This is a genomic window from Serratia sp. CoH_134_PS_4 (assembly GCF_058190535.1).
Genome location: NZ_JBXWKI010000053.1, coordinates 1 through 288, shown reverse-complemented (window position 1 = coordinate 288; position 288 = coordinate 1). Strand labels below are relative to the sequence as shown.

The window sequence follows — 288 nt, the reverse complement described above, 5'->3', positions numbered from 1 at the left end:
CACTACCATCGGCGCTACGGCGTTTCACTTCTGAGTTCGGCATGGGGTCAGGTGGGACCACCGCGCTATTGCCGCCAAGCAAATTCTTTAATTCTTTTCGCCGAACTTCTAAACCCACTTTAATAAAAGTGGTGCTGATACCCAGAGTCGAACTGGGGACCTCACCCTTACCAAGGGTGCGCTCTACCAACTGAGCCATATCAGCACACTAATTTGATGCCTGGCAGTGTCCTACTCTCGCATGGGGAGACCCCACACTACCATCGGCGCTACGGCGTTTCACTTCTG

General features: G+C 53.1%; 1 tRNA gene and 1 rRNA gene. Both read right to left on the bottom strand.

The annotated features are described in order from the left end of the window. Nucleotides 1-79: ribosomal RNA gene (gene rrf / locus AC2FCQ_RS24695) — 5S ribosomal RNA — on the bottom strand; the annotation flags it as partial. Nucleotides 80-129: 50 nt separating this feature from the next. Next, nucleotides 130-205, bottom strand: a tRNA-Thr gene (locus AC2FCQ_RS24690). Nucleotides 206-288: the final 83 nt, after the last annotated feature.